Source organism: Caldibacillus thermoamylovorans (assembly GCF_000751775.1).
Taxonomy (GTDB): domain Bacteria; phylum Bacillota; class Bacilli; order Bacillales; family Caldibacillaceae; genus Caldifermentibacillus; species Caldifermentibacillus hisashii.
Genome location: NZ_CCRF01000044.1, coordinates 30,785 through 49,752, shown reverse-complemented (window position 1 = coordinate 49,752; position 18,968 = coordinate 30,785). Strand labels below are relative to the sequence as shown.

Genomic DNA, 18,968 nt, shown 5'->3' with positions numbered 1-18,968 from the left:
AACTAGTTCCCTTCCCGATTCACTTTACCGACGTCTACCCCATATTTTTTAATCTTTTTCCACAACTCTACTGCTTTTTCGAGAAAATATCGTAGAATAAACAAAATCATAATAACCATTTCGGGAATATCCATAACGCGAAAAGGATTTACAGCAGTTATGATTATTTCATGCAAATCACCCTTCGTTAAAAAAAAATCTATACCTATCGATAAAATAATAAGTGAAATAAAAATAAATAAAACGATACCTAATTCTTTCATTTCATCACCAACCGATTAAGAATGCATTTATGATTTATCATTCCTCTCTTTTCGCAATTTATCCTACACTTAAGATGCAGCAAAACGCCAACATTAAAATATTTTTTGCATAATCATCCAATTTTTACAAATAATAAAGTGAAACTTCCAGCAGTGGGGGTTCTTCATCCCCACTGCTGGTTAGTTGAACCAATCGGGCACTTACGGACACTTATCCTCCTCCTTTACATCCTTGATTTATTAAGCCTTAGCAGGAAGATTAGTGACCGTTTGTGCGGGATAAAGTGAAACTTCGAGAAGTGGCGAATTTCTTCATCCCAACTGATGGTTAGTTGTAGCAATTGAGCAATCATCTTCTTTGTAAACCCAGTCTATGGTGGGGCTGTTACTGGATAAACGCAATCATAAAACGTCCTGTCATCTAGGAGGTAACTTGTGATGGGTCTCGTCTCAAAATTATTTGCAAAACCCAAAAAAAAGAAGAAAAAGAATCAACCGGCCACAAAAGATACGAGTGGACAAGCAAGCGATATTTCTAGCCGATTTTTAAATAACGATTTAAGTAAAAACTTACAAACTATCCTTAATACAACCGGAAATAGTGCAGATATTATTATTAGGCAAATTGATTTAGCGGATGATCCACCTATTAAAGCTGCCTTGGTTATGGTTGACGGATTGATTGATGACAAAACCGTAAATGAATCGATTATCCATACGTTACTGAATGATTATTCGTTACAAGAAGCTGTTTCTATTGAAAAAAGCTTCGATTATCTTGAAAAAAAATTACTTCCTATTACGAATGTCACTTCCGTATATGATTGGAACGATTTATTTGGAAAATTATTATCAGGAGAAACCATTATCTTTATTGATGGTGTAGAAAAAGCACTATCAACCAGCACAAGAGGTGGAGAAAAAAGAGCAGTCTCGGAGTCGAAAAATGAAGTATCCCTTCGCGGTCCGAAAGAAGCATTTACGGAATCCATGAGGACAAATACATCACTAATACGTTCACGGATTAAAAATCCCAATTTATGGATTGAGTCCTTTCAAATCGGTAAAGTAACGAAAACAGATATCAACGTTATGTATATGAAAGGCATTGCCAACGAAAAGATTGTGAAAGAGGTAAGGAAACGACTAAAACGAATTGATATCGACCAAGTACCGGATTCCGGCTTTATAGAGCAACTGATTGAAGAAAAAACCTATACAATATTTCCGACAGTCTATCATACGGAAAGACCGGATATCGTTGCAGCGAATTTAATGGAAGGGAAAATAGCGATTATCGTAAACGGTTCGCCATTTGTGCTGACTGTACCGGCATTGTTTATTGAATTTTTTCAAGCTGCAGATGATTATTATGCCCGCTTTGATATTAGTACAGGTCTTCGCTTTTTACGTGTGTTAATTTTTTTTATATCCATTGTCGGACCCGCAACATATGTGGCAGTTACAACATATCATCAGGAAATGATTCCAACCTTACTAATTATAGCTATTGCCGCTCAGCGCGAAGCGGTTCCCTTCCCAGCCTATGTTGAAGCTTTGTTAATGGAAACAACTTTTGAAATTTTACGAGAAGCAGGAGTACGATTACCAAAAGCGGTCGGTCAAGCTGTTTCCATTGTCGGCGCTCTCGTTATCGGTCAGGCGGCAATTCAGGCAGGAATTGTTTCTCCTGCGATGGTTATTGTGGTATCCATAACAGCCATCGCCAATTTTGCAACACCTTCATTTTCAATGGCAATATCAACCCGTGTTATTCGCTTTGGATTAATGACTTTAGCAGCGGTAATGGGATTTTACGGGATTATCACGGGACTCATGATGATGACATTGCATTTATGTAGTTTACGTTCTTTTGGCGTCCCTTATATGGAACCATTAGCACCTCTTATGATTAAAAATATGGGCGATACAATCATTCGTATCCCGCTTTGGAAAATGAAATCCCGTCCAAAACTAATTAGTCAAAAAAATATTATTCGCCAAGGAGATAACCAACAACCCCGTCCACCAGAAGATAACGGATCGTAGGTGAGAGAATGACAAAACGTTTAAACTTATTTGCTTTTATATGCATAACTATATTGCTGGCCGGCTGTTGGAATCACCGTGAGTTAACAGATATCGGAATTATCGCTGCAGTCGGAATTGATTACGGGCAAGATAAACGCTATAATATGACGTTCCAATTTGTCAATCCAAAAAACATAGCCGGCAACCAACAAACAAGCGGATTATCAGGTCCTGCCATTACGATTTATGAAAGCGAAGGAGATAATTTGTTAGAAGCTGCCAGAGCGGCCTCCCAGCATGTTTCCAGACAGTTATATTTTGCCCATACCAATGTGTTAATGATTGGTGAGGAAGTTGCAAGAGATGGCTTAACTGACATACTCGACATTTCCATTAGGAACCCGGATTTTCGTCCTACAGCTACTATAGTAATAGCCAAAGATTCAACAGCAGAACAAATTTTAAAAACATTGACACCACTTGATCAAATTCCGGCAAATAAAATTGATAAGACGCTCCAATTTTCTGAAAGTCGATGGGGAGAAGATATCCATCTTACTGTTGGCGAACTTGTTCCAACCATTTATTCAAAAAGTAAGCAAGCAGTGGTTAGCGGATTTGTCCTTAAAGGAGACAAAGAAAAGGGAAAGCAAGATGCAAATATTCAATCTTCCCGACCATTAGCCCCGCTAAATGCTGATGGAATAGGCATTTTTAAAGGAGACAAATTAATCACATGGGCGGAGGGAAAAACTGCCAGAGGGATTAATTGGATACTAAACAATATTCAATCAACAGTTATGGCTGTTGACTGGAAAGATAAGAAGGATGCATTTGGCATAACCATTAATCTTTCTAAATCTAAAGTTTCGGCAAATGTGAAGAACAACAAACCTCATATTACCGTCCATATTGATGCGGAAGGAGGTATTACAGAAGCTGACACATTTCTAGACCTTTCAAAAGCCGAAGAACTGATTAAAGTACAAAATGCATTGAGAAAAGAAATTAAGAGAGAAATAGAAAACTCTATCCAATTTGCTCAAAAACATAAAGCCGATGTATTCGGATTTGGAGAAAAAATAAGCCACGTTGATGAGGATTATTGGAAAAAAGTTGAAGATGTCTGGAATGAGGAGATTTTCCCAAATTTAGAGGTAAAGGTAGAAGTCAATGCCTTCATAAGGAGAACGTATTTAATTTCAAAACCATTTTTATATGAGCATAAAGGGAATGACTAAACATGGAAAACGCAAAACTGAGCAGCTATCAATTTTTTGTTATGATTTTACTTTTTGAAATGGGGACGTCACTTGTCATCTCATTGGGTAGTAATGCAAAACAAAATACATGGTTTTCCATTTTACTCGGATCATTGATCGGTATTCTTTTCTACCATGTGAATTACAAAATTTACACCTATTATCCGAATGAACTTCCTTCTTCTTATTCCAAAAAAATTGTTGGTAAATTTCTTGGAAGCATCCTCGGCTATTTTTACATTATTTATTTTACTTATATATGTGCCAGAGTCACTCGTGATTTTGGAGAACTATTAGTTGCAGTAGCCTATACGCAGACACCACTTTTTATCGTTAATGCGATTATGATTATCCTTTGTGTTTTCGCCGTAAAAAAAGGGATTGAGGTGATTGCTCGAACTGCGGAAATTAATTTTGCCCTAATGTATTTATTTGCAATCACCGGATTGATCCTAATTCTTGTTTCAGGTTTAATTGAATTGGAAAATTTAAAACCTGTTCTTAGGAATAACTGGGGGACAATATTGAGAGTGGTCATCTTAGAAACTGCATTTGTTCCATTTGGTGAAATGATTGCTTTCACATACCTTTTCCCTTATTTGAATTATTCAAAAAACGGTCGCTTTTTAGGTTCCTTTGCAATTTTACTTAGCGGTATAAATTTGAGTATAACGGCGGCAATTAACGTAGCTGTCCTTTCAGTTCCTTTATTTGAAAACACTCAATTTCCGCTTTTATCAACGATTCAATATATTAGTATTGGAAACTTTATCGAGCGTCTTGATATCTTTTTCATCTTTGCTGCCTTTATTGGAGCGTTTTTTAAGATCGTTATTTTTTTTTATGTAGCTGTTATAGCGACTACCGATCTATTTCATTTGAAAGATCATAAAAAAATTGTCTATCCATTTGGTTTAATCGTGTTGTTTTTGTCACAAACGATCGCAAGTAATTACCAAGAACATATTAATGAGGGACTTAAATTTGTTCCCCCTCACATACACATTCCATTTCAAATAGGAATACCCGTCATTTTGCTGGTAATTGCCTTTTTGAAGAATCGTAAAAAGGAAAAGAATATGAGTAAAACCATGAAGGAAGGGTAAAGGTAAGCTTTTTTCATTTCAAACATAATTTTCTTGGTGGTGTCCGAATAAAATGACTACTCGGACACCTGCCTCTCAAACTTTCTCCTTTTGTTGAATAGATTGTTTTCATCAAAGGTGCGCCCTCCCCTTCTCTTCATCAAAGGCATCTTTCCAACCATATAAGAAAATGGAAAATTCATACGAATAAGGCTTTCAAAACTGCCATTCTCCCCAAGATAAAAATGTTTCCACTAAAAAAAGTTAACAAAACATCCTTGACTTTTTTATTTGTTTCCATTATATTATTTAATGTGATTGACAGAAAAATTATGATTCCGTAGCTCAGCTGGGAGAGCACCACCTTGACAGGGTGGGGGTCGCTGGTTCGAACCCAGTCGGGATCACTAAAGCAAAAGGCATATTCCATTAGGGTTTATGTCTTTTTTGTTTATCTTCCTTCCTGCCTTTCTTATGCATTTTTCTAAAGTTAGGGTGAAATGCGGGTGAAAATGTCTCGGAAAACCTGAAATACCCCGTTCTACATCGGAAATAGTTGATTAGAATAACCGACAAATAATGGTTCTTCAAAATATTTTGGAATACATCCAACTTAAGAGCTTTCATTGACAGGGTGGGGGTCGCTGGTTCGAACCGAGTCGGGATCACTACTTCAATTACATTTTTCTTGGATATGATTGATAATGTGGTAGACCAAAAAAGTTTGAAAAGACAAAGAAATATGCCATTCATCTTCCAGTAATTTTTTCTCCCTATACCGTTGTTCTTTGACATACACCTATTCTTGTACCAAAAAATCAACGTAACTTCCCCCTTTTATCAAAAATCCTTTTTTCCAATAAAACCCAAAATGTAACAAAAAAGCCGTTGATTTTTCATCCACAATCCTGTTAATGGCAAAAAATAAATAACGGTTAGTTGTAAAATTAAATGCAACGGTAAAAAAAAGAAAAACCATAGATAAATCCGTGTTATGATTAAGTGGTCGTTTAAAACACAATCATATGGAGGGTTATCTATGGTTCAAACTAAGTCTACCACAAATAAACGCACTTTTAAACATCTAACTGCCTTTGATCGTGGTCAAATGGCGGCTCTACACAACGAAGGTAAATCTTTACAAGAAATAGCGGATGTCATTGGTTGCCATAAAAGCACCGTCTGTCGTGAGTTGAAACGTGGGATGGTTCAACAAATGAAATCAGACAGGACCTACTATAAAGCCTATTTTCCAGAAACCGCTCAAATACGATACGAGAATAACCGCAAAGCATGTGGTGCCAAGTTAAAACTAGATTCAGCCATTGATTTTATTCAATTTGTTGAAAAGAAAATCTTAGATGACGACTGGTCTCCTGATGCGGCTTGTGGACACGCCAAACTTCATTCTACTTACGGTGAGCAGATTGTTTGTACAAAAACGATTTATAACTACATTGATAAAGGGCTAATCGCTGTTAAAAATATCGATTTACCAATGAAGTTGAGACGTAATACCAAGACCAAACGAATACGTAAAAATAAGCGTATCCTTGGCCAAAGTATTGAAGAACGACCAGCAGAAGTTGAACAACGGCAAGAATTTGGACACTGGGAAATCGATACCGTCATTGGCAAAAAAGACAAAAAGGATGAAGTTCTCCTTACGCTAACAGAACGTAAAACTCGTAAAGAACTCATATTCAGAGCTGACGGTAAGAACAGCCAAGCTATCAATACCATTATCAAACAACTGCGCCATAAATATGGCACTTCATTTCATCAAATTTTGAAAACCATTACCTCAGATAATGGTTCTGAATTTGCGGAGCTAAGCCTATCCGTCCAAGATGAGAAGACAACCGTTTATTTCACACATCCCTATTGCTCTAGTGAAAGAGGGACAAACGAGAGACATAACGGTCTCATTCGACGTTTTATTCCAAAAGGAAAAGCCATTTCTTCTGTATCCGATGTGACCATTACCTATGCAGAAAACTGGTGTAACAGCCTACCTCGGAGGATTCTGGGTTATAAGACTCCAGAAGAATGTTTCCAGGAAGAACTTTCCCGTTTGGCTTCTTTATAATCTGAATAACGGCTTTAGCAACTTGACATGGAGCCTCCAGCAGGCATGATTCCCAGCCAGGAAGCCAGCTGATAGGGAGCTGACTGTGCCTACAAGGCTATCATGCCTGCCCCTCCATGTAAAGTTGCCCATTTAATAGTCCCAGTAACACTAAACAAAGCTTAGATCCTTAATCTAACACGGTTTAACAAGTATTTCAAAAAGCGTTGCATTTAATATTGCAATTTAAGAAAAATAAATAACTAAAAAACAGATTACGAACTCCAAAACTTTCGAACTCCATTTTTTATTTGTGACTTGATTAATATACGATTTGAAGAGAACTTTCGCTTCCACCTAAAGCTACTCTTTGCAACAAATATATCGAACAGTTGTATTATTCTTCATCTGAATGTTCATCGTTGCTTTTTTTTCTTAAATAATAAATGTATAGAATGGGAATGAGTCCACAAATAAAAACAACCCCCCCTAAAATAAACCCATTTTTAAGATTAAGTTCTTCACCTAAAGTGTTCAAATAGCCAATACAAAAGCTAATTAGTACTAAAACGGCAAGTGAGACGATTAACCCTTTGTTAGGCGACTTTTCCGAATCTTCATGTGCTACACTAATATCCAACGATAAAAATGCCGATATTACAGCTGTAAGAATAAATACAAACCATAATGGATTTTTGGTCATTCCCTCTATTCCTTTTGTTATCCAATCATATGCCAAAATACCGAGGATTCCAATTGTTTGAAGAATATATGCAGTCCGTATATTTTGCAGGTTTTTCATTTTTAAACGTTCATCTCTAATTTTTTGCAATTTTATCACTTTCCCTTTCTATCCAAAATATTTCATCTAAAGTTTTATTAACCGCATAACAAATTTCTAGACACAATTTTAGTGTTGGATTATATTTTCCTTTTTCAATCAAGCTAATTGTTTGACGGGTAACACCTACCTTTTCAGCTAATTGTTGTTGCGTGAGGTTGACTTGAACACGGGCTACTTTGAGATTGTTTTTCAAAAATTAAAACCCTCCCATCTATGTAATTTATATATTCCATTATATAATATATATATTGCATTTTTCAATGTATATCTTCCATCTTAAAAAAATTTTTGCAAAAAAGCATAATAAACTTATTTTTTATCCTCACTATTTACAAAAAAACTTTACCAAATTCATTGCTTGAAAAATAAGAATGTACATTCCTTGAAAAGTAAACAAAAAATAAAAAAGTTTCCATAGGAGAAATATGTTAAAATACAATCCAATTGTTCATATATTTTTGGGAATATTGATAAATGGAGGAAGAAACAAATGAATAACTATAAGTTTAATGAGTTTATAAATATTGCAAGAAAACTAAATGATCTTGATATTATTCCAATGTTAATGGGATCAGTTGGTTTAGAAGTTATAACAGGAAAAAGCTGGTGGGAATCACAAGATTTAGATATTCACGTACCTGGTGATAAAAGGGGATGGGAAGTACCACCTGAATTGTCTATTTTTAAATGGGATGAAATAATGAACGTAATGACATCCATGGGATATAGATTAATTGATTTACATGAACATGAATTCTCTAAAGATGGTTTATCGGTAGAGTTTGGTATCATTGACACCTTACCAGAATTTGCAGGAATCCAACTAGAGGAATTAGAAATACATCAAAGAGAGGATGTAAAATTTTATTTACTAAATCCCAAGCAATATTTATGTGTTTACGAGTCTTCATCTAAAGATAGCTATCGAACAGACAAAAACAATAATAAGGATTTTAAAAAGATAGATTTTTTAAAAGGAATTATAAATTATGACTAAACTAGGTCTTCAGTACCTAGTTACCACCCAAAAAGCCCTTTCCAAAAAGACTATCGCTAAATTACAATAAATTGTGTATTGATAAATATAGCTATAACTGTACTTGGCGTAAATCTTTCCATAAGTCTTTTTGGGTGCTAATCACAAACTTTTAAAGGAAGAAAAAACCTATTCTATTGTAAATATTATGTGTATCACATGGCAGAAAATACTCTAAATACTGTTTTTTTAAAACAATGCTCTTTTTGGTGACGAACCCCTTCTTGTTGGTGTAATGAAAGAAAAGAATGTTTACAATAACACTTTTAACTAATTTCCATAATTTAACAGTATCGATTGTAATTTTGATTCGGGTCAACTAATCCCTACATTAATTTTTTGGTTGCTACTAATTCTCCCCCACCTCCGCACGATTATTTATTGTATAATGTACTGAAGAGTACCTTATTTTAATGAATGATGCATGCCATTATTTTTGAATTTTTTAGTTGCAATTTTCAATTAACCTTGTTATAATAAAAACACGAACTGTTGTTCCTTTTATCTGCAAGTAATTAAAACTGAACAAATTGAAAAAAATGTTTTTAGTGGAAGATGAAGAACTATACGGGGATGAATTGGTAAAATTGAGGAAGGGGATGATATAATTGAGCGAGAAATTACTTGAACAAATATTTGAAGAGTTAAAAAATATGAATAACCGAATTGGTGGTCTTGAACAACGACTCAGTGGCTTTGAACAACGATTCAGTGGTCTTGAACAACGCTTTAATGGCCTTGAACAACGCTTCGGCGATCTTGAAACCGGACAAAAAGATTTAGTAAGACAATTTACCCATTTTGAAGCTGGACAAAAAGATTTGGTAAGAAAATTTACCCATTTTGAAGCTGGACAAAAAGATTTGGTTAAACAAGTGAACGGTATTGAAATTGAACTGAAAGAATTCCGCACAGAAACAAAAACATCACTTAAAGTCATCCAGACCGGGCAACAAGGGACACGTGAAGAGATGACGCAACGTTTTAAAGATACTCTTAACCGTCTCGAATCAGATATTGCCCTACCTTTCAAAAAACCGCACAACAAGAACTGGAACTCAATCGGATAAAAAACCAATAAAAACTATAACAAAAACAATAAAGAAAACAAGTATAAGGCAATTGAACAAATGATAATGAAGGATATATAAACGAAGTTAGAAGATTCCTAAATAGAATTAGCACATTGAAGAAAAAGTGTTGACCAAAATGAAGAAAAAAATAAACACAAAACTCATGCAAGTACAACTGACAGAAACAACCCCCATCATACTGGCTATTCGATTCGTGGTCAAGATGAAACCGGCGCTAAAGCGGTTGCCCTTTCCATAACGTTCATAAACTTTATGAAGAACTTAATTTCGTAAGGGAAGAAATATCCGATCTCGAGGATACTATATTTTCAACTGTCAAAAAGCAACAAAATTCAATTAGAAATTAGATTATCCAAAAAAATGTACAACATTCCAATTAAAAAGCAGTTTTAAGGGACTGAGAAAAAATTTTAGTCCCTTGATAAATTCATCTTCATTCTATGTATTTTTTTTCATCAAGATCTAGTTCTTCCCAAATGCTTTTTGTAATTGTATAACATTTGTCAAAATCAAAGTCCATCATAAATGAAAATTCAAATATACTTTGTATAGCCTCTCAAAATAACGCTTGTTCCCGGTTGCTTCATATGCCGTCATCATCGCTTCACATAGATGCATATTGGCATTCTGTCCGCGATAAGGAGATATTTCGGACCAGTCGGCTGAGATTTCATCAAGATAAAGCCCCTCTTTTTCCCTCCAAAAATAGCGTTCTAATATATCAAATGTATCAGCAATCATAGGAACAGCGGATGATATGCCTGCCTTGGTTGCCATCGCTGCGGCTAACAAAACAAAGGCATGACCATATGCTCTTTTCGCTGAATTAGATACGGACCGTCCTTTCAATTTCCAATAATACCCGCCATGCTTGTGATCGCGTTGGTGACTCTGCAAGAATGAAATGCCGTGCTCCGCCAGTTTCCTGTACGCTTGATCAGGCTTCAATAGCGATGCCACACTGAAAATAAATACAAATCTTGCTTGACCGACAAGCTGTTTCGTTTCATAATCACAAATTGTTCCGTCATCAAGAAAGCAGTTGATATACCCCCCGAAAACTTTGTCTATACATCGTGGTGCATAAAAGTTCACTGTATCAAGGAAATGCGTTTTAAAAAATTGGCTGATGAAAAATTCGGCAATTTTCGCTCCATCTTCGGTCCCTCCTTCCATAAAGTACTTTATGTTGCGAGCCTAATAAATATGAAAAGAGGAAAATGGTGAACAGAGTATAATTTTTTGTTTCACTACATGCGGTTAATACCTATTTTTTGTAAATTTTTTTTTAAAAGCTTATTGGATGCTAATCAAAGAGGTATTATCCCAATGACTGGTTAAAAAAACTTTTCCTTTCGTTATTTTAGAAGATTCAACAACATCAATCGCTTTTTTTACTTCCAACAGATCATACTTTGAATCTCCCCCTTTCAATGATAACTTTTTATCAGTGACGAGACCTATTAGATGATAAAAAGATTCCTGCCATTTCTCAACCGAGACGTTTTGATTCCAATTCCGCAAATGAAAAATATTCGCATTCACTTTTGCTTTATTTACAATATCCGCCCAGTTTACTTGTTTCCCTGATAAAAGACCAATAGTAATAAATTTCCCATTTGGGCGAACACTTAATGCCAATTCGTCTCCGGATGAACCTCCCACGGAATCAATCGCAGCATCCGCACCCATTCCATTTGTTAATTCCATAACGGTTTCATAAAGTGGAAAAGCAGAAGTGTCTATAACATATGACGCGCCAAAATGAAGCAAGTCTTCTGTATATTTTTTATTTCGAGTGACTGCAATTATTTGAAAGCCTAAAAGTTTTGATAATTGTACAAAAATATGACCAATTGAAGATCCACAAGCATTTACGAGTAAAACATCATTGGGCCTTAATTTCAAAACTTCCGTACAAATCACCCATGCTGTAATTGGATTAATATACAATTGTGCTGCCGTGAAATCATCAATGGAATCCGGTACGGGTACTGCAAACTCTGCTGTTGTCTTAACAAGCTCTTGCCAAGTCCCTTCCCCACGTAAAGGCAAAACACGTTTTCCAATAAGACTTTTAGAAACAAAAGGACCTACTTCTTCTACAATACCAACACCTTCATAACCGGGAATATTCGGTAAAGAAATCCGATGTGAATATGCCCCTCTAATTGGTATTAGATCAGAAGGATTGATAGGGCGAGCCAACATTCGAACAAGTACTTCTTTTTCTCTAGGTGGTTCAATCTTTTTAGACTCAACTCTTAACACATCTTTTGGATGACCGAATTGATAAAATTTAATACAGTTTCCATTCAAAACTATTAAGTCTCCTTTTCTAATCCAATTTTATTAAAAAAGCTACAACTTAATTCTACCGTTAACATAATTGGACAGCCACTGGATATAGCAGATTGAGTTCTCGAAACATTCCCTGTTCTTCCCAACATGCTTGTGCGTCTGGATCTTAAGCCCTTAATTTCCAACTAATTTGCCCGTTTTCGACTTCTTAATGGAACAATTGATAGCACGTTTTTTATTTTAAAAGTACGAATTTGTCTTTTTGTATAGCAATAAGCTTGGAAATGTTCTTCTCCAATTCTTCTAACTGTAATAATTCTATGTGTTATGATATTTTTTTCGGAAAGGTAAATCATTTCAAGTCTTTCTCCGCTTTTTGCAGCATTCAAAAGTAAAGTTCTCATCATATCACCCCACAACGAACCTTTGTTCTTATTATATACCAAACATTAGTTCTAATTCAATACCTAATTTACTTTTTCTTAAATTTTTATTTTGAGTTGAAATAGTAGTTCCACGTTCTATACTCATCTCCGCCTTGACATCCTTACCACCGGCAGAACCATTGAAATACTTACACCCTATTTCATGTTATCATGGAAAATTTTCATGTTAGTGCTTTTTTAATCCGATGAACTTATCATGAACTATCCAATGTTTGGTCATATTAATAAATAGCCACTAGCCTTAGAATCTGCAAAAGTGAGGGAATAAAATGGAACAAGAAACGGTAACAAAGGGGAATCTTGAAGGAAAACGGAAAAAGGCAAAGGAAGGAGACATGGTTGAAGTTAAGAGAGGACGTTATAAAGGAAAAAAAGGAGAAGTTCTGATTGTTAAAGAGAACTCTGTCATTATCCAGCTTGGAATAAATCCAAAAACAGGCGAGCCAGTTAAAACGGTTGTCAATCATAAAAACTATAAACAGGTGAAATAATTAATTCTACCTGCCCCATCCGGTATGAATGGGGCAGTGTTTTTTAGCTGGCCCGAAAACAGGAGTTCCTGACTTGCCGTAAAAAGTTAAATTACTCCTTCCCCGAACGCCATTTTTTGCAATCTCTTCAAACAAATTTCATTTATTCGCCTTTATGTCCCGGATGTTAAAATCAATCTCTTCAAGCATGTTTATGTTTAACTCCTTCACTCGTCTATAAATGTAAAAAAGTCTCCAATCGTTTTAAGCATGTCGGTGATTAATGTGTTGTTTGTTTTAGTTTTCTACCAATTAACATCATTGCAAATAAGAATGTCAATATTGCGAGTATAACTAAAAAGAAAAAGACATGATGTAAACTTTCCGCTAATTGACTACCATGTAATTCTTCACCTAACCATAAACCGGATACGGCAATTCCAATCGTTTGACCAAGATTCCGCATTAAATTAATGGTACCCATCGCTGCACCACGAAAATTCCACTCTACTGCTGATTGAACGACAACTGTATAAAGCGTACTGGACAGGCCGAAACCAATGCCTAAAATTCCTGTTGTCACCATCATCCAAGGAATTATTGTATTTGCTTGAAAGAATACAAGACCGATACAAGCAAAAATAATCATGGTGCTCCCAATAATCGCTATAGAAGCTACCGTTATTTTTTCAAAAAGTTTGCCGGTTATCATCGCACCAATCATCCATGTGATGGACATCGGCAACATAGCGATTCCGGATAAAGTGGCGTTTAACCCGCTTACCCCTTGCACCCATAAAGGAATATAAAAGGTGACCGTTACTAAAATAAAGCCAATAAAAAATGAGGCAATATTGGAAACTGTGATAAATCTGTTTTTAAATAAAGAAAGTGGCAGCATCGGTTCTTTTCCTTTTGCCTCAATAAAAAGAAATAGACACATGAAAACGAGCGAAATGAGCAACCAAAAAAATAAATTCGTTGTCATTTGTTTTTCTACTTTTACGATGTTAAGGGCCAACAAAAAAGCCGTCATACTGATTGTAAAAGTAATAATTCCAGCATAATCAATTATTTGTTTTTTCTTTGATAATTGTTCATGGAGCGCTTGTTGTAAAAGAATTAAAGAAATGATTCCAAACGGTAAGTTCATGAAGAAAATCCAATGCCAAGAAATTGCATCCACGATAAAACCGCCGACAATTGGACCAATGACCCCTGAAATGCCCCATACACTACTGATCCATCCTTGAATTTTTGCCCGTTGTTCAAATGAAAAAACATCCCCAATAATCGTCATTGGAATAGTGGCCAGCGCACCTGCACCAATTCCTTGGATCAACCTAAAAATAACAAGTTGTTCCATAGTTTGTGACAGACCGGATGAAGTAGATCCAAGTAAAAAAATGACAACTCCAATTTGAAACATAATTTTCCGACCATATAGATCGGCTAATTTTCCAAAAATAGGTGTACTGATGACCGTGGCCAATAAATAAACAGAGATGACCCAAGTATATAAGCTGCTCCCGCCTAAATCCTCAACAATTTTCGGCATAGCAGTACTAACAATTGTCCCTTCAATGGCTGTTAAGAAAGTAGCAATAATTAAGGACGTGACAATAATATTCTGTTTGGTTACCCCTTGCATAATGAATTCTCCTTTTATTTCCACATTACGTTAGATTATACGATAGAATTGGCGTTTATGTTTAACTATGGGCTAGATTCATTAGTTTTATCATACTATGACTATTTACATAATAGAAGTAAGTACATAATTATTTTCAGGTGTATAAGGAAAACTTGGGTGTCCGATCCTTTAGGTGAGGGCAAATTCGTAGTCAGCAAAAAAAATTTTTTCGCTTGCGAGGTAATGCTACCGAAGCTTCTCTAGTCACCGAAAAAATATAAAATTTTTTCGGCTGCGATGTATTCCCGCGAAGCTTTCCTTGTGCACTTATGCGTTAGGAAAGTAGAAATTGAAAAATTTTTACTTTCCTATTAGCTAAAAAAACCACCTGTCTGAAAGGTGGATTGGTCAGATATACTAACCTTTGGAGGAATGTTTTCATTAGGAAAAGCTGGAGAAATGAAAATCCAGAGGAATACGATTGGATTTATAGATTTTCTTATGCCACGCCGGTCTGATTTAATCCATATATTTTACACTGCTTGTCGAAATTCCGGCTCTCCTAATTTTTCGTTAAATTCAATAACTAAATCTTTATCATCAAAATACCAAATATCCTCATCCTCAATAAAGAAAATAACACCGTCCTTTTCCAGTTGAATATTGGAACGTTCAGGTATATCTTTATCCATTCCCAGTGAAAAGCCGCTAATAAAAGAATTAAAACCGCCGTAACGAATATAAAAACGTACAAAATCTCCCTGATTTAAGGATAACTCTTCTTTGTACCAATTGAAAACTTTTTCAGACATTGTAATTTGCATGATCATCACCTCATCATAAAATTGGGCTGTCATTCTAGAAAACACTAATTGTGAAATATTTCACAAACATTTCTTGCTCTTAGTATATCAGTAAAAGTTTTTCGCGGCAATCTTGATTTTTGGATAATTTGTGAATTTAATTAATAAGTGTTATGTAATTTTTACCTAATTAAATGCTTGGTAAGTCCCCTTTATTTTTAGGTTAACCGATACAAATTTACGTTAATATATGATATAATAATAATAGAAATGGAAGCGCTTCCCCCTACAAGTTCACATTTTTAGGGAAATAATTTTTTATAAATTGCATATAAGGAGGTGAGAACCATGATGTGGATTACTACTTTTATAACTATGTTAATCATTTTTGTTAGCATACTATTGTACGATCAAAAGAAAAGTCGACATGGACCGTCAACCAGCCAACCCAATTCTTCCACGCATAAACATTATCAAACGAATAATAAGGAAAATTTTACGTTTATGACTTGTCCACGTTGTAAGAAGTATAGTTACGTTAATAAAAACAACTTAATTAAGATTTGTAATCATTGCGGTTGGAATCTTACCGAGCCATATATAAATACGACCTTCAAATTATTAAAACCCTCGAATAATGCTGATGATCCAATCACTAATTTAAAAATAAATGAGCAGCTCTATATTATCGATGAAATAATAGAAGATAGCGAAAAAAGTTTTAATGGCATTGCTGTCTATAATCGTAATGGAAATATCGTTGGCTGGTTACCGGAACAAATTGTTGAGGAATTAAGACCAAAAATCGCCTTGAGTAAACGGATTTTGGCTAAAGTGAAATCGATTTATTCAGGTAGCGGAGAAATTGAAATTTTAGTAACAAATGACTTAATGAAAATGTGGGGATAACATCATAAAACACTCCAGTTAAGTTTAGCCTCCACCTCATTTTCCTTCAAACACGGATGTGACTAACTACCCTCATTTAAATTCCCGCTACAGCGAAAGACCTCATTTTAAAAAGAAATGAGGTCTCTTTACTGATTTTATTATTTTGAAAGGAAAGATATTAATAAAATCTCTTAAAACTGTCAAAGTGGCGTTTCCAATAAGGATTGTCTAGACTAGCAATTTCCACGCCGTCGGAACCTGCATTAATAAATTGATTGTTCCCCAAATATATGCCCAAGTGAGAAATGCCGGCTTTATATGTATTTTTAAAGAATACAAGATCGCCAACTTCCGGATTGTTTACATAATACGAACGATCAAAATATCCTTCACTCGAATAACGCTTAATATCTTTACCGGATTGTTTATAAACATAATAAATAAAGCCACTGCAATCAAAACCGCTTGGCGTAGTGCCACCCCATACATAAGGGATTCCGAGTAAACTTTTTGCTACGCTGACTAGCGTATTAACATTATAACTGCCATTGGTATTAGTAGATGTGTTACTTCCGGAATTATTGGAAACACCAGATCCCGCTGAACCTTGAATGGTTAATTTTTGACCTACATAAATCACATCAGAGCTCAAATTATTCCAGCTCTTTAAATTAGCGACACTAACTCCAAATTTACTTGCAATTTTCCATAAAGAGTCCCCTGCTTGAACGGTATAATCCGAAGAAGCCGAGCCATTTTGATTCGAATTAGAAGTTGAATTTGAACTTGTATCCGTTGATGTTTGAGCATTTTTGACAGTTAAAGTATTACCCGGGAAAATTAAGGTGGTCGTTAAATTATTCCATGCCATTAAATCTTGGACGGAAACTTTATATTTAAAAGCAATGCCGCTTAAGGTATCGCCGCTTTTAATCGTATAAGTGATTGTGGAGCCACCTTGTGTACCTGGATTTTGATTGGATGGTGGTGCGGAATTCTGATTCTGATTACTGGAACTTGACGATTGTCCCTGACCGCTCACGACAAGTACATTCCCAGGATAAATTAATGAAGAAGTTAAATTGTTCCATGCCATTAAGTCTTTTAACGAAATGTTATGTTGTAAAGCAATTTTACTCAAGGTGTCGCCACTCTTGACCGTGTATGTACTTGCTGCTGTTGAAACCGGTTGATTCGTAGAACTTGATGGAGTAGTTTGACTAGTTTCGCTACTCCCTGTTTCCAAAACTTGGTTTGGATAGATGACATCAGATGTTAATTGATTCAAACTTTTCAACTGAGTCACACTAACATTATACTTTTGTGCAATTGCCCATAAAGAATCCCCGCGTTGGACTTTATAAGTTGCTGCTTCTGTTTCATTAGCACCAAGTAGAGCAGAGGCAATTGCTGCACTTGCTGTTACTGACATGATTACTTTTTTATTACTCAATGGATACCCCCCTTTTTCTTTATATCGGCCATTTCTCATTAGTCTTTAGATCCTATTATTATTATACCTATAATTGTAGAAATTTGGTAGATTTATAGGACTTTGTTAATGTTTTGTAATATAAATGAGGAGTAAGTACTATATGTCGACATAAACATTATAAATTTAAAATTAATTGTTTATTCATTTATACCAATCAATTTTCTATAAAACTAATGTCCTATATTTAATGAGAAATTTTTTGTAAAACCTGTTGGATACCAAATTATTAAAAACCTGTTTTTGGCAATTTTTAACTTCAGACTTTCAGTATTTATAAATATTTATTTAAAAACTCCATATCCTTCTAAAATGAAAAAAATATGTATTTTTGTAAGCAACGTATTTCTCAAAATTTCTCCAAAATTTCTTTTTTAAATATTTTTACAAGTATAGTTACTCAACTTTTTCCAATACTATTTTTAGGCAAATAAGAAAGGAACGGTTTTATGAACTTTCCAGAGATACATACAAATTTTTGGGATGGCGTGATTGCAGTTCCATCAATTGTCCTTCTAACTCAACTATTTAAAGTTTTTCCCATCCCGAGGAAATATTTTCCTACTATTGCTACCGTGTTGGGTTATTTGATTTCAATTTTTATTAGTCATCGAAAAGATTTGTGGGCAGGAATCTTTATGGGTGGCTTTTATGGTTCTGCGGCAATTGGTTTATATGCTTCATTAAAAACCGCTTGGTTAACCTATCAAAAGAAGCAAAAAAATCAGGCTAAGAATGGACAGCGATAGCCCGAACAATTTACCTTCCCCAGAAGATACTATCCTTAAACAAGGGCTGCCAATAGGCATGCATTAGCCTTTTTGGACAAGCCCACTCTGCCATTTCCGTCGTTCATTTATATATCCGAGTTTTGAAATTACCAATACGGATAAAATGGATACCCACCGTATCCAAAGGGATAAGGGGAACCAAAAGTAAATGGTGCTACCAGTGTACTACCCAGAAGGCCACCTAAAACACCGCCAAGAAACGGACCGCCAAAGCCATATCCGAAAGGTCTGCCATACCAAAACGGTCTACCCGACCAAAATGGTCTGCCGTAACCAAATGGTCTCCCAAAGATTCTTTCTTCTCCCCCATTTATATAAGGGGAACTGATTTCATTATGCATATACGCATCCTCCTCTTATTTTATAGGCCATTCATTATTAAAATAATGAATCAACCTAAGCTATTCAATTACAAGGTATGCAAAGGTTTTTTTTATGGCTAGGTATGTACCTAAAAG

19 protein-coding genes and 1 tRNA gene are annotated in these 18,968 nt (G+C 35.2%); 10 read left to right on the top strand and 10 right to left on the bottom strand.

All coding sequences use genetic code 11. The annotated features are described in order from the left end of the window. Positions 1-2 precede the first annotated feature (2 nt). Entirely contained in the window at positions 3-263 is a 261-nt protein-coding gene (locus tag BT1A1_RS06780) for a YczF family membrane protein (protein ID WP_034769421.1), read from the bottom strand. Positions 264-701: 438 nt separating this feature from the next. On the opposite strand from BT1A1_RS06780, the gene BT1A1_RS06775 reads away from it, so the two are divergent. The 5 genes from BT1A1_RS06775 to BT1A1_RS06745 all read left to right on the top strand — a co-directional run bounded on the left by BT1A1_RS06775 (position 702) and on the right by BT1A1_RS06745 (position 6,730). Continuing rightward, positions 702-2,312 (top strand): spore germination protein, encoded by a 1,611-nt coding sequence (locus BT1A1_RS06775; protein WP_034769419.1) that lies wholly within the window; start codon positions 702-704, stop codon positions 2,310-2,312. Between the two features lie 8 nt (positions 2,313-2,320). After that, complete coding sequence (locus tag BT1A1_RS06770; protein ID WP_034769416.1) at positions 2,321-3,535, top strand: Ger(x)C family spore germination protein; 1,215 nt, start codon at positions 2,321-2,323, stop codon at positions 3,533-3,535. Between the two features lie 2 nt (positions 3,536-3,537). Then, the gene (locus tag BT1A1_RS06765) at positions 3,538-4,662 is read left to right on the top strand and encodes a GerAB/ArcD/ProY family transporter (RefSeq protein ID WP_034769415.1); all 1,125 of its coding nucleotides are present in this window, start codon (positions 3,538-3,540) and stop codon (positions 4,660-4,662) included. Positions 4,663-4,975: 313 nt separating this feature from the next. Further along, positions 4,976-5,048, top strand: a tRNA-Val gene (locus tag BT1A1_RS06760). 632 nt (positions 5,049-5,680) lie between these two features. Further along, on the top strand, positions 5,681-6,730 hold the full coding sequence (locus tag BT1A1_RS06745) for an IS30 family transposase (protein ID WP_034769412.1): 1,050 nt from the start codon (positions 5,681-5,683) through the stop codon (positions 6,728-6,730). A gap of 376 nt (positions 6,731-7,106) precedes the next feature. On the opposite strand, the gene BT1A1_RS06740 is transcribed toward BT1A1_RS06745, so the two are convergent. Further along, positions 7,107-7,541: a hypothetical protein gene (locus tag BT1A1_RS06740; RefSeq protein ID WP_034769409.1), complete on the bottom strand. Its 435-nt coding sequence runs from the start codon at positions 7,539-7,541 to the stop codon at positions 7,107-7,109. After that, positions 7,528-7,746: a helix-turn-helix transcriptional regulator gene (locus tag BT1A1_RS06735; protein ID WP_034769406.1), complete on the bottom strand. Its 219-nt coding sequence runs from the start codon at positions 7,744-7,746 to the stop codon at positions 7,528-7,530. The genes BT1A1_RS06740 and BT1A1_RS06735 overlap by 14 nt, the downstream gene beginning before the upstream one ends. A 297-nt stretch (positions 7,747-8,043) precedes the next feature. Here BT1A1_RS06735 and BT1A1_RS06730 point away from each other — a divergent pair, with 297 nt between their 5' ends. Together BT1A1_RS06730 and BT1A1_RS06725 are read left to right on the top strand one after the other, a co-directional pair. Further along, positions 8,044-8,550: a nucleotidyltransferase domain-containing protein gene (locus BT1A1_RS06730; protein ID WP_034769404.1), complete on the top strand. Its 507-nt coding sequence runs from the start codon at positions 8,044-8,046 to the stop codon at positions 8,548-8,550. Between the two features lie 647 nt (positions 8,551-9,197). Beyond that, the gene (locus BT1A1_RS06725; protein WP_034769402.1) at positions 9,198-9,659 is read left to right on the top strand and encodes a hypothetical protein; all 462 of its coding nucleotides are present in this window, start codon (positions 9,198-9,200) and stop codon (positions 9,657-9,659) included. Positions 9,660-10,202: 543 nt separating this feature from the next. Here BT1A1_RS06725 and BT1A1_RS06720 read toward each other — a convergent pair. The 3 genes from BT1A1_RS06720 to BT1A1_RS06710 all read right to left on the bottom strand — a co-directional run bounded on the left by BT1A1_RS06720 (position 10,203) and on the right by BT1A1_RS06710 (position 12,388). Next, positions 10,203-10,859, bottom strand: a complete 657-nt coding sequence (locus BT1A1_RS06720; protein ID WP_231553307.1) for an AGE family epimerase/isomerase — start codon at positions 10,857-10,859, stop codon at positions 10,203-10,205. Between the two features lie 120 nt (positions 10,860-10,979). After that, entirely contained in the window at positions 10,980-12,002 is a 1,023-nt protein-coding gene (locus BT1A1_RS06715) for a zinc-dependent alcohol dehydrogenase family protein (protein ID WP_034769397.1), read from the bottom strand. A 167-nt stretch (positions 12,003-12,169) separates the two neighbouring features. Then, positions 12,170-12,388, bottom strand: a complete 219-nt coding sequence (locus tag BT1A1_RS06710) for a hypothetical protein (protein ID WP_034769395.1) — start codon at positions 12,386-12,388, stop codon at positions 12,170-12,172. A 311-nt stretch (positions 12,389-12,699) separates the two neighbouring features. Here BT1A1_RS06710 and BT1A1_RS06705 point away from each other — a divergent pair, with 311 nt between their 5' ends. Beyond that, positions 12,700-12,921, top strand: coding sequence for a DUF2187 family protein (locus tag BT1A1_RS06705; RefSeq protein ID WP_034769393.1), 222 nt, complete (start codon positions 12,700-12,702; stop codon positions 12,919-12,921). Between the two features lie 259 nt (positions 12,922-13,180). Here BT1A1_RS06705 and BT1A1_RS06700 read toward each other — a convergent pair whose 3' ends face one another. Both BT1A1_RS06700 and BT1A1_RS06695 read right to left on the bottom strand, forming a co-directional pair. Further along, positions 13,181-14,551: an MDR family MFS transporter gene (locus BT1A1_RS06700; protein WP_034769391.1), complete on the bottom strand. Its 1,371-nt coding sequence runs from the start codon at positions 14,549-14,551 to the stop codon at positions 13,181-13,183. 515 nt (positions 14,552-15,066) lie between these two features. Next, positions 15,067-15,357 carry a HesB/YadR/YfhF family protein gene (locus BT1A1_RS06695; RefSeq protein ID WP_034769389.1) on the bottom strand — a complete coding sequence of 97 codons (291 nt, stop codon included), beginning with the start codon at positions 15,355-15,357 and terminating at the stop codon, positions 15,067-15,069. A gap of 327 nt (positions 15,358-15,684) precedes the next feature. Here BT1A1_RS06695 and BT1A1_RS06690 point away from each other — a divergent pair, with 327 nt between their 5' ends. Then, positions 15,685-16,245 (top strand): hypothetical protein, encoded by a 561-nt coding sequence (locus BT1A1_RS06690; protein WP_034769388.1) that lies wholly within the window; start codon positions 15,685-15,687, stop codon positions 16,243-16,245. A gap of 160 nt (positions 16,246-16,405) precedes the next feature. Here BT1A1_RS06690 and BT1A1_RS06685 read toward each other — a convergent pair whose 3' ends face one another. Next, positions 16,406-17,680 carry a C40 family peptidase gene (locus BT1A1_RS06685; protein WP_231553306.1) on the bottom strand — a complete coding sequence of 425 codons (1,275 nt, stop codon included), beginning with the start codon at positions 17,678-17,680 and terminating at the stop codon, positions 16,406-16,408. A gap of 488 nt (positions 17,681-18,168) precedes the next feature. On the opposite strand from BT1A1_RS06685, the gene BT1A1_RS06680 reads away from it, so the two are divergent. Next, positions 18,169-18,468, top strand: a complete 300-nt coding sequence (locus tag BT1A1_RS06680; RefSeq protein WP_034769387.1) for a hypothetical protein — start codon at positions 18,169-18,171, stop codon at positions 18,466-18,468. 128 nt (positions 18,469-18,596) lie between these two features. On the opposite strand, the gene BT1A1_RS06675 is transcribed toward BT1A1_RS06680, so the two are convergent. After that, on the bottom strand, positions 18,597-18,851 hold the full coding sequence (locus BT1A1_RS06675; RefSeq protein ID WP_034769386.1) for a hypothetical protein: 255 nt from the start codon (positions 18,849-18,851) through the stop codon (positions 18,597-18,599). Positions 18,852-18,968: the final 117 nt, after the last annotated feature.

Excerpts from the sequence above, each read along its gene's own strand:
- BT1A1_RS06700 (WP_034769391.1), bottom strand. The coding sequence starts at position 14,551 with ATGCAAGGGGTAACCAAACAGAATATTATTGTCACGTCCTTAATTATT.
- BT1A1_RS06765 (WP_034769415.1), top strand. The coding sequence starts at position 3,538 with ATGGAAAACGCAAAACTGAGCAGCTATCAATTTTTTGTTATGATTTTA.
- BT1A1_RS06710 (WP_034769395.1), bottom strand. The coding sequence starts at position 12,388 with ATGAGAACTTTACTTTTGAATGCTGCAAAAAGCGGAGAAAGACTTGAA.
- BT1A1_RS06775 (WP_034769419.1), top strand. The coding sequence starts at position 702 with ATGGGTCTCGTCTCAAAATTATTTGCAAAACCCAAAAAAAAGAAGAAA.
- BT1A1_RS06770 (WP_034769416.1), top strand. The coding sequence starts at position 2,321 with ATGACAAAACGTTTAAACTTATTTGCTTTTATATGCATAACTATATTG.
- BT1A1_RS06695 (WP_034769389.1), bottom strand. The coding sequence starts at position 15,357 with ATGCAAATTACAATGTCTGAAAAAGTTTTCAATTGGTACAAAGAAGAG.
- BT1A1_RS06675 (WP_034769386.1), bottom strand. The coding sequence starts at position 18,851 with ATGCATAATGAAATCAGTTCCCCTTATATAAATGGGGGAGAAGAAAGA.
- BT1A1_RS06705 (WP_034769393.1), top strand. The coding sequence starts at position 12,700 with ATGGAACAAGAAACGGTAACAAAGGGGAATCTTGAAGGAAAACGGAAA.
- BT1A1_RS06745 (WP_034769412.1), top strand. The coding sequence starts at position 5,681 with ATGGTTCAAACTAAGTCTACCACAAATAAACGCACTTTTAAACATCTA.
- BT1A1_RS06680 (WP_034769387.1), top strand. The coding sequence starts at position 18,169 with ATGAACTTTCCAGAGATACATACAAATTTTTGGGATGGCGTGATTGCA.
- BT1A1_RS06730 (WP_034769404.1), top strand. The coding sequence starts at position 8,044 with ATGAATAACTATAAGTTTAATGAGTTTATAAATATTGCAAGAAAACTA.
- BT1A1_RS06690 (WP_034769388.1), top strand. The coding sequence starts at position 15,685 with ATGATGTGGATTACTACTTTTATAACTATGTTAATCATTTTTGTTAGC.
- BT1A1_RS06780 (WP_034769421.1), bottom strand. The coding sequence starts at position 263 with ATGAAAGAATTAGGTATCGTTTTATTTATTTTTATTTCACTTATTATT.
- BT1A1_RS06720 (WP_231553307.1), bottom strand. The coding sequence starts at position 10,859 with ATGGAAGGAGGGACCGAAGATGGAGCGAAAATTGCCGAATTTTTCATC.